9 protein-coding genes are annotated in these 9,014 nt (G+C 63.7%); 8 read left to right on the top strand and 1 reads right to left on the bottom strand.

What is annotated here, in order from left to right; all coding sequences use genetic code 11:
• The first annotated feature begins 187 nt into the window (after nt 1–187).
• The 5 genes from HY699_19390 to HY699_19370 all read left to right on the top strand — a co-directional run bounded on the left by HY699_19390 (nt 188) and on the right by HY699_19370 (nt 6,281).
• Nucleotides 188–1,369, top strand: a complete 1,182-nt coding sequence (locus HY699_19390; protein ID MBI4517974.1) for an aminotransferase class I/II-fold pyridoxal phosphate-dependent enzyme — start codon at nt 188–190, stop codon at nt 1,367–1,369.
• Between the two features lie 120 nt (nt 1,370–1,489).
• Complete coding sequence (locus tag HY699_19385) at nt 1,490–4,342, top strand: molybdopterin-dependent oxidoreductase (protein ID MBI4517973.1); 2,853 nt, start codon at nt 1,490–1,492, stop codon at nt 4,340–4,342.
• Nucleotides 4,343–5,024: 682 nt separating this feature from the next.
• A complete protein-coding gene (locus HY699_19380; protein MBI4517972.1) occupies nt 5,025–5,114 on the top strand; it encodes a type II toxin-antitoxin system RelE/ParE family toxin in 90 nt (29 codons plus the stop codon).
• Nucleotides 5,111–5,395 carry an XRE family transcriptional regulator gene (locus HY699_19375; GenBank protein MBI4517971.1) on the top strand — a complete coding sequence of 95 codons (285 nt, stop codon included), beginning with the start codon at nt 5,111–5,113 and terminating at the stop codon, nt 5,393–5,395. Before HY699_19380 ends, HY699_19375 begins: the two co-directional genes overlap by 4 nt.
• A gap of 556 nt (nt 5,396–5,951) precedes the next feature.
• Nucleotides 5,952–6,281 (top strand): hypothetical protein, encoded by a 330-nt coding sequence (locus HY699_19370; GenBank protein MBI4517970.1) that lies wholly within the window; start codon nt 5,952–5,954, stop codon nt 6,279–6,281.
• Nucleotides 6,282–6,366: 85 nt separating this feature from the next.
• Here the strand turns inward: HY699_19370 and HY699_19365 are convergent, their stop codons facing one another.
• Nucleotides 6,367–7,428, bottom strand: a complete 1,062-nt coding sequence (locus HY699_19365) for a MaoC family dehydratase (GenBank protein MBI4517969.1) — start codon at nt 7,426–7,428, stop codon at nt 6,367–6,369.
• Between the two features lie 367 nt (nt 7,429–7,795).
• Here HY699_19365 and HY699_19360 point away from each other — a divergent pair, with 367 nt between their 5' ends.
• The 3 genes from HY699_19360 to HY699_19350 form a co-directional block, all read left to right on the top strand.
• Nucleotides 7,796–8,095 carry a hypothetical protein gene (locus tag HY699_19360; GenBank protein MBI4517968.1) on the top strand — a complete coding sequence of 100 codons (300 nt, stop codon included), beginning with the start codon at nt 7,796–7,798 and terminating at the stop codon, nt 8,093–8,095.
• Between the two features lie 86 nt (nt 8,096–8,181).
• Nucleotides 8,182–8,793: a 2,3-bisphosphoglycerate-dependent phosphoglycerate mutase gene (locus HY699_19355; protein ID MBI4517967.1), complete on the top strand. Its 612-nt coding sequence runs from the start codon at nt 8,182–8,184 to the stop codon at nt 8,791–8,793.
• 96 nt (nt 8,794–8,889) lie between these two features.
• On the top strand, nt 8,890–9,014 hold a 125-nt coding region (locus HY699_19350; GenBank protein MBI4517966.1), incomplete at its 3' end, for a GIY-YIG nuclease family protein.

The following is a 9,014-nucleotide window of genomic DNA, read 5'->3' as shown; positions in this document are numbered from 1 at the left end:
TGCCGTTCCGTTTGCTGGCCAGGATGTAAACGCAGAACTGCTTGTCCATAGCGCCAAACGCCAAACTGGATTCCCGCTTTCGCGGGAATGACGGCCATAACACCGAACCACGTTACCCACAAATTTGTCGCGCACCCGCCGGCGCCCTTGACAGGCATGGCCGCAACCTGACACCTGACCGATTGCGATGCGCAGCGTGTCGGTCAAGTCGGAGCAATTCACCGAGTCCGTGATTCGCGGCATGACGCGGCTGTGCACGCAATACGGCGGCATCAATCTGGCGCAAGGATTCCCCGACTTCCCGGCGCCGCGGGCGCTAAAGGCGGCGGCTAAGGCCGCCATCGACGCCGACCACAACCAATACGCGGTGACCTGGGGCACGTCCGAGTTCCGCGCTGCCATCGCCCGCAAGATGGCACGCGACAACCGCGTCAATTGCGATCCGGAAACCGAGGTGACCGTCACTTGCGGCGCCACCGAGGCGATGATCGCCACCTTGCTGGCGGTGGTTAACCCCGGCGACGAGGTGGTGATCTTCGAGCCCTTCTACGAAAACTACGGGCCGGACACCGTCATCAGCGGCGCGACGCCGGTATACGTCGCGCTACCAGCCCCGCACTTCACCTTCGATCCCGCCGAGCTGCGGGCAGCGTGCAGCCCGCGCACCAAGGCCATCATCTTGAACACGCCGCATAACCCCAGCGGGCACGTGTTCGGGCGCGCGGAACTCGAACAGCTGGCGGCGCTCTGCCACGAATTCGATTGCCTCGCCATCACCGACGAGATCTACGAGTACATCACCTACGATGACCGGCCCCACCTCTCGCTGGCGAGCCTGCCGGGCATGCATGATCGCACCGTCACCATCAGCGGCTTGTCGAAGACCTACTCGGTCACCGGCTGGCGCCTGGCCTACGCCGTGGCGGCGGCGCCGCTGACCGCGGCGATTCGCAAGATGCACGACTTCTTGACCGTCGGCGCACCGCATCCGCTGCAATGCGCCGGGGTGAAGGCGCTGCAGCTGCCGGGCCGCTATTATCGCCAGCTGGCGGCGCACTACGCCGAACGCCGCGCCATCCTCAGCGAGGCGCTGCAGGCCGGCGGCTTCCGCATCTCGGTGCCCGAGGGCGCCTACTATATCCTCGCCGATATCAGCGAGTTCGGCTGTAATGACGACGTGGAGTTTTGCCACTGGCTGGTGCGCGAGGCCGGCGTGGCGGCCGTGCCCGGCTCCAGCTTCTTTCGCCATCCGGAGCTGGGCCGCCACCTCATCCGCTTCGCCTTCTGCAAACGCGAACAGACACTGCGCGAAGCCGGCCGGCGGCTGGCGGGTGTTCCCAAGTTGCTCGGCCGCCGCGGCCCTAGGTGAGATCGCCCCTCCCAGAAAATCACGAACTATCTCCTTGTCGCAACCGCCGGCACAAGCTATCAAAGACGTGCCCCGCTCGCCGAAGACGGCGAGGAGCCGTGGCGCCATTGGAGGCCGGTCATGAATCTCACCCGTCGAAATTTCTTGCGATCCGCAGGCGCGGCGACGCTACTGCTCTCACTCAATCGGCTCAGCTTCGGGCAAGTCGGGGCGCCGGGCGCATCCGCCCTGCCGCCGCTGCCCGACTACCGCACCTGGGAAGATGTGTTCCGCAAGCAATGGGTCTGGGACAAGGTCGTGCGCAGCAGCCACTGGGTGAATTGCTGGTACCAGGCCCACTGCGCCTGGAACGTCTACGTCAAGGACGGCGTGGTTTGGCGCGAGGAGCAGGTGGCGGACTATCCGCAGGTCCGCCCCGACGTCTCCGACTTCAATCCGCGCGGTTGCCAGAAGGGCGCGTGCTACAGCGAGCGCATGTACGATCCGACGCGCGTCAAGTTCCCGCTCAAGCGCGTCGGCGAACGCGGTTCGGGCAAGTGGGAACGCCTCTCCTGGGAGCAGGCGCTCAACGAGATCGCCGACTCGATGATCGATACCATCGTCAAGGAAGGCAGCGACCGCATCATTTGGGATCTCGGGCCGGGTATCTCCACCGGCACCCAAACGGCGGGGCAGTCCCGCCTGCGGGTGCTCCTCGACTCCACCGCGCTCGACATGAACACCGAGATCGGCGACGGCCACCGCGGCGCGGCCGAGACCTTCGGAAAGATCGTCTTCGAGCGCTCGGCCGACGACTACTTCTTCTCCGACCTGATCCTGTGCTGGGGCGCGAATCCGCTCTACACCCAAATCCCGAACGCGCACTTCCTGCTCGAGGCGCGCTACAAAGGCGCGCAACTGGTCGCGATCACACCCGACTACAGCGCCTCGTCGATCCACGCCGATCAATGGATCCCGGTGAAGCCGGGCGGCGACGCGGCGCTCGGCCTCGGCGTTGCGCACGTGCTCATCGCCGAGAAGCTTTTCGACCGCGCCTTCGTGCAGGAACAGACCGATTTGCCGATGCTGGTGCGCGAAGATAACCGTCGGTTTCTGCGCGGCTCGGATCTCAAGGAAGGCGGCGACGGCGACCAGCTGTATCTGCACGACCCTAAGGCCGGTGTCGTGCCGGCGCCGACGCGCAGCCTGGCGCTCGAAGGTCTCGCGCCCTCGCTCGAAGGCCGCTTCGAGGCGACGCTCGCCAACGGCAAGAAGGTCGGCGTGCGTCCGGTGTTCGAGTTGCTGCGCGAGCATCTGGCGACTTACGCCCCTGAGAAAGCCGCTGCCATGAGCGGGACACCTGCGGGCCTGATTCGCGACCTCGCCCATCGCCTGGCGAAGGCGAAGGCGGCGTCAATGGTAACCACCAGCAACTTCGCCAAGTACTACCACGGCAATCTCACCGAGCGCACCCAGGCGCTGGTCTTCGCGCTCACCGGCAACTACGGCAAGAAAGGCAGCGGCTTCGTCGGCTTCCCGTTCCTCATGCACGACGCCTTCGAGCAGTGGGTGGTCTCCGCCTTCAGCCTGCCGTTGCGCGGGCTGATCTACGGTTACGGGCTCTACGAAGAAGCGCGCTTGCAGCTCGCCGGCTACACCGATGAAATGATGGTCTACGAGCGCAGCCGCAAGAGCTTCGAGTCGGGCATGGAAGCCTCGGGCGCGTTGTTCTGGTACATCCACGGCGGGCTGCTCGAAGCCAGCGAGAAGCTGCAAGACTGGGACCCGCATTTGAAGCGGCCGGTGCGCAAGGTGCTCGACGAATCGCTGTCCAAGGGCTGGCAGTACGTCTGGCCCAAGCCCGGCAACGACCCGCGTGTGATGTTCTCGCTGGTGAGCAATCCGCTGCGCCGCATCCGCGCCTATCCGCTGCTGCTCAAGCATCTGTGGCCCAAGCTGCGCACGATGGTGACCATCGACTGGCGCATGACCTCGACCGCGCTGCAGTCGGATTACGTGCTGCCGGCGGCGGGCTGGTACGAGCGCACCGAACACAAGTGGGTGACGCCGCTGATGCCTTACATCCACGCCGGCGAGAAGGCGACCTCGTTCCACGAGGCCAAGTCGGATTGGGAGATCTTCGCGCTGCTGGCCAAGGCGGTCGACGCCCGCGCCGCGGCTCGTGGCATCACCGAGTTCAAAGATCGCAACGGCCGCGAGCGCTCGTTTGTCGGGCTCTACGACACGTTCTCTTCCCAGGGCGAGTACGGACCGACTGACGACGACAAGGTCGCCCGCTATCTGATCGAGAACACCAGCAACCTGCAGGGCGTGCAGTGGGACGATCTGAAGAAGAAGGGCTGGGCGCGTTTCACCGCTCCCGGCAAGAGCATCGCCTCGATCGGAGTCGCAACTAAGTTCAAGCCCGACGACACCATCACGCCGTTCACCGACCACGTCTTCGACAAGAAGCCGTACCCGACGCTGTCGCGGCGCATCCAGTTCTACCTCGACCAGGACCTCTACCTGGAGATGGGCGAGACGCTACCGACGCACAAGGACCCGCCGACGGCCGGCGGCAAGTACCCGCTGCAACTCACCGGCGGGCACACGCGCTGGAGCATCCATGCGGCGTGGCGCGACGACCGCATCATGCTGCGCAACATGCGCGGCGAACCGGTCGCCTACATGAGCGCGGTCGACGCGGCGGCGCGTGGCATCACCGACGGTGAGCACGTGCGCGTGCACAACGACCTCGATAGCTTCGAGATCATGGTCAAGGTGGCGCCGAGCGTGCGGCCGGGGCAGTTCATCGTCTACCACGCCTGGGAGAACTACCAGTTCCGCGGCCAGAAGGGCTTCCAGAACTTGATCCCGACCCCGCTCAATCCGGTCGAGCTCTCCGGCGGCCAGTTCCATCTGCGGCCGATGACGATCTGCTTGCAACCGAGCATGACCGACCGCGACACGCGCGTGGAGGTGACGAAGCTGTAGGCCTTTGGCCGGTATGACGAGGCTCGTTACGTCGATGAGGCCGACAGACAACCCGCGCACGCCAATGGCGCGGTTCAAGTCGATGGCGGCGGCGAGGCGAACGATTCGGGTCTGGAACTTGAGGTCGACGCCCGGAAGGCTCGGTGCCGATCCCCCAGCCTGCGCGTAGGCGGTGTTTACCTGAAGAAGAAACGGCGTGGCGGCCATGGTGACGGTGCCGCCGTAACGTCGGCACCCACGCCGCCGACGTTACGGCGGAAGTAGCTGCCACTGAAGAACGCCCCGCGCGAAACGTAGCGCAACCTTCCGATCGGCAACGTGGCCGGGCTGGCTGACCGTGAGTCTTGACAGACGGCCTCTGCGGCGGCGTCCGGTTTTTCCTCTCGCGCCCCTGGCCCTTCCATCGCCGCCCCAAGTCCTGGACAATTCGTCTCACAAATGAGACCATCGAAACGTGATCGAATTCCCGAGAGCTTGGCGGCGAGAGATTCGCGATTTTCCGGAGGAGATCCGCTCAGACCTGGCTGACGCATTGGCACGCCTGGATGCTGGCCTCGGTTTGGCAATGCCCTTGTCGCGTCCGATGCCGAGCGTCGGGCCGGGTGCCCACGAATTGCGCCTCAAGGATCGGTCAGGGTAGTATCGCATTATCTACGCTGTGATCGGGCGTGGATCGGTCGCGGTGCTCCACGCGTTCAAGAAGACAACGGAACGAACACCGCAGCGCAGCATTGACCTCGCACGGCGGCGGCTCAAGGAGGTGAGGGCATGAAACGTACTACGTCGGCAAAGCGCCTCTCCGCCCAGCTGGGAATTCCCGCGGCCCGCGGCTTGGAGGCGGTGCTGAAGGCGCAGCTCATCGCCGCCGTATGCCGTGAGGCGGATCGTCAAGGGCTCACACACGCACAGATCGCAGAGCGGTCCGGCCTCCCGCGTAGCGCCGTGACCGGCATCGTATCTGGAAGCCTGCAGAAGGTGACGATTGATCGCGTGTTGCGTCTGGTCGAGGCCGTCGGACTGGAAGCGGAAATCAAGTTGCGTCGCGCCGCCTGACCACGTCATCGGCGGATCATCTGTCCTGCCAGCGCCCGACCGGGCGGCGCGCGACGAGTAGCGATGGCGCCCCCGCGGGGCATCATGCTGTGCCAAATCACTAGCTTGCAGTGCTGATCGCCGCGGGTGCTGTACCCGGCCTCAGCTTTCTCGCCATACACAGTTGCCAGTTCCCCCGCTTCCCTGTACGTCGCGCGTTCTTTGTCCAAATCATAGGATCTGCCGCAATCGAACTGCGTCTGAGCAGAGTCGGGCAGCGGCCGGCAAGCAAGGCTTGGGGTTTCCATTCCGTACAATGACGGCGTAGCGTGACGCGGTCCGCCGGCGCATTACCACCCGTGACTGAGCCGCTGCACAACCGGCCCCACCGCAATAGCGGTGATGCAGTCACTAAAATTGGCCGCCTGTTGAGTGGCTAGTACAGCAGATATTCACCAAAACTAGGGTGATTCCGCGGTCCGCCGGGGCTTTTCTTGCGGTGCAAAATTGGGTAGACGCTTGCTTGTGGTGTGGGTACTGGGACCCGCACAAAGCTCACCGACCAAAGGAGGGTAGTATGCGTGCCGATCTACGACTGACCGATCTGCGTGGGCGCGAGAAGAGTGCCAGCAAGCTGATGAACGTGAAGATCCCGGTGCACATCAGCGACGCCATTCAACGCGTCGCGCGGGATCTCGGCGCCTCGAAGACCGAGGTGGTGATCGCCCTGCTGAACGAAGGGCTGGATGTGTCGACGCAGACGCTCAAGGGCTGGAAGCCGCCGAAGGAAAACGTGGTGCCGCCGAAGCGTGTGTGCTCGGTCAAGGGTTGTGGCAAAGCGTACGTGGCCAAGGGTTACTGCGCCAACCACTATCAGGCCTGGCGCCGCGGCAAGCTCCCAGCCTAGTTCTAAATCAGCACACGACTACGGCGGGGTGTGGGGGCCAGGGCCATTCCACGCCCCGCTTTGTCTCCGGCCCGCCTAACACCGATCAGGTGTAATGGCTGCGGCGTTTTACGAGCACTTCCCGCTCCAAGTAAAAGATCTCCACCCGCTCAAACGCGGAGCCCTGGCCGCGCTTGAATTTGTGGCCGCGTAGCGTCGTGACCAGCACGCCGAGATCGTCGCGCCCCTGGTAGTCCCGCTTCCCGCGCAGTTCGGTGGTGGCAAAGACGGTGTCGCCGGCAAAGAGAGGGCCGGTGTGTCGACCGGAGGTGTACACCAGGTCGGCGAGCGCGTTGTCGCTCACGTCCGGACAAGACAGGCCGAGGCAAAGGTTGAAAGGAATGCCGCCGTAGATCACCAGTTGACCGCCGAGGTACTTCGCTGGGTTCTGGTCGATCAGATGCTGATTACAGTGCACCTGCGAGGTATTGTCGAGCATCGCGGTGAGGGCGATGTGCTCAGTCGTCATGGTGCGGCCGCGCGAATGCTCGATGGTATCACCCACGGTGAAGTCTTCGAAGTAGGTGTCGGCGCTGGTCAGGTGCGCCAACTCCCCGTAAGCACGCGTGGCATCGTAGGGGGGCAGCCGCGGCACCACGTCGACAGCCGGAGCAACAATGGCTTTATCTTCCACTGGGGCATCCGAGTTGGATTTCCAAACTTGCACCTTGCGCTCATAGGTAAGAACCACCAGCCCATCCTGGTTACGGCCGGTGGTCTGCACGTGCACGACGCCGCGATCGGGATCGCGCGTTGAAGGCTTCACCCCTAGCACAACGGAGCTGACTTCAATCGTATCGCCGATGTACACCGGCGCGCCGAAGCGCATATTTATGTACTCGAGGTTGGCCCGCGCATTCTCCGAGATGTCTTCCACGCTTTGGCTGAAGACGATGTTCATCACCAAACCGGGTGGGAGCACACATTCCGTAAACCCGTAGCGCTGGGCGTAGCGGCGGTTCTTACTGAGCGGGTTCGTGGTCATGTCGAACTCGGTGAAGGCATTGAGCAGCCCAGCGGTCGCGGTCTTGCCGACCTTATGGCGAAAGACCTGGCCGGCGCGGAAATCTTCGAGAAAATTACCCTTCTGCTTCTGAATCACAGCCATGTGGTGATCTCCCGACAAGGTGACGGTGTGTGGCGCGCGATGATGGCAAGCGGCCCCAGTCGTGTCAACGTGAGTTGGACTCGCGGCTTGTGGCATTACCGTCCGTCGCCGGTCCGGCCAGTGGCAGGCTGCGACTACCGGTTGCAGAAGTGGGTGACCTCCGGCTACATTGGTACGGATGTTCCCGACAAGACCGTCTGCGAACCGATCGCAGAAGCAGCGGTTGGTCGCTTGCGCATTACTGGTGGGGCTATCGGCGGCAGCGTGGGCGGCGGAGTCGGTGCCGGTGCGCCGGCGGGTCGCACCGCAAGATGGCGTTGCGCCGCACCGCCTGCCTTGCAGCGAGATTGTTCACCAGGTGGATTACATGCGGCGCCGGGTACCTAGCCGCCTGGTGGAGCTGACCGACGTGGGACGGGTGCTCAATCAGGACTTACGCTGGGTCGAGCGCTGCATGCGGTTACACGGGCGCCGGGCGCTTAAACCGGCGCCGATCCATCCCGAGCGCAAAGAAGAAGAGGATGAGGCGTTCGAGCTGCGGGAGCCAGAAGAGTATCCGGCCGAGCTGGTCGGTGAGCCGCGGGAGCGCGAGGAACCCCCGGAAAAGCCCCGCTACTTGAAGGCCAAGCCCACCCCAACTCCTCCCAACGCCATGCGCGAGGAGTAGGGCGAGTAACTGACTCAACCGTTGTTGAAGGCGGCAGTTGCCGGTGCCGGTTGACACGTGCTAGCGCGCCGATTATCCAGCGGCGCATGGCGCTTCTGGTCTTGCTGCGACATGGCGAATCCCAATGGAATCTCGAAAACCGCTTTACCGGCTGGGTCGATGTGCCCTTGACCGACAAGGGCCGCGAGGAGGCGCGACGCGCGGGGGAAAAGCTGCGCGACATCCATTTTGATTGCGCCTTCACCTCGGTGCTCCAACGGGCCAACGAAACCCTCGCCATCGTGCTGCAGGTGATCGGTCAAGCGGGCATTCCCATCGAACGGGACCAGGCCCTCAACGAGCGCCACTACGGCGACTTGCAAGGGCTCAACAAAGCCGAGACCGCGGAAAAGTTCGGCAAAGAGCAAGTGCACCTGTGGCGGCGCAGCTACAACATCGCGCCACCAGGCGGGGAGAGCTTGCAGGACACCGCCGCCCGCACGTTGCCGTACTTCGAGAGCAAGATCGTCCCGGCTCTGAAGACCGGGAATAACGTGCTAGTGGCTGCCCATGGCAACAGCTTGCGCTCGATCGTGATGCAGCTCGATCAGCTTACCCGCCAGCAAGTGCTCGAACTCAACCTCGCCACCGGCGTGCCGGTGGTGTATGAGTTCGACATGAAGATGCGGATAGTCTCGAAGCGGGTGCTCGACGGCTGAAGCTCGCTGGGTGCGCGACGAATTTGTGGGTAACGTGGTTCGGTGTTATGGCCGTCATTCCCGCGAAAGCGGGAATCCAGTTTGGCGTTTGGCGCTATGGACAAGCAGTTCTGCGTTTACATCCTGGCCGGCAAACGGAACGGCACGCTGCACATTGGGGTGACCTCCCAGCTGGCAACGCGGGTGTGGCAGCATCAGAGCAAGGTAGTGGAGGGTTTTTC

The sequence above is a fragment of the Deltaproteobacteria bacterium genome (assembly GCA_016210005.1).
Taxonomy (GTDB): Bacteria; Desulfobacterota; Binatia; order HRBIN30; family JACQVA1; genus JACQVA1.
Note: the sequence above shows the minus strand (reverse complement) of the source record. Positions and strands in the feature narration are given on the sequence as shown.

Excerpts from the sequence above, each read along its gene's own strand:
- HY699_19390 (MBI4517974.1), top strand. The coding sequence starts at position 188 with ATGCGCAGCGTGTCGGTCAAGTCGGAGCAATTCACCGAGTCCGTGATT.
- HY699_19385 (MBI4517973.1), top strand. The coding sequence starts at position 1,490 with ATGAATCTCACCCGTCGAAATTTCTTGCGATCCGCAGGCGCGGCGACG.
- HY699_19375 (MBI4517971.1), top strand. The coding sequence starts at position 5,111 with ATGAAACGTACTACGTCGGCAAAGCGCCTCTCCGCCCAGCTGGGAATT.
- HY699_19370 (MBI4517970.1), top strand. The coding sequence starts at position 5,952 with ATGCGTGCCGATCTACGACTGACCGATCTGCGTGGGCGCGAGAAGAGT.
- HY699_19365 (MBI4517969.1), bottom strand. The coding sequence starts at position 7,428 with ATGGCTGTGATTCAGAAGCAGAAGGGTAATTTTCTCGAAGATTTCCGC.
- HY699_19360 (MBI4517968.1), top strand. The coding sequence starts at position 7,796 with ATGCGGCGCCGGGTACCTAGCCGCCTGGTGGAGCTGACCGACGTGGGA.
- HY699_19355 (MBI4517967.1), top strand. The coding sequence starts at position 8,182 with ATGGCGCTTCTGGTCTTGCTGCGACATGGCGAATCCCAATGGAATCTC.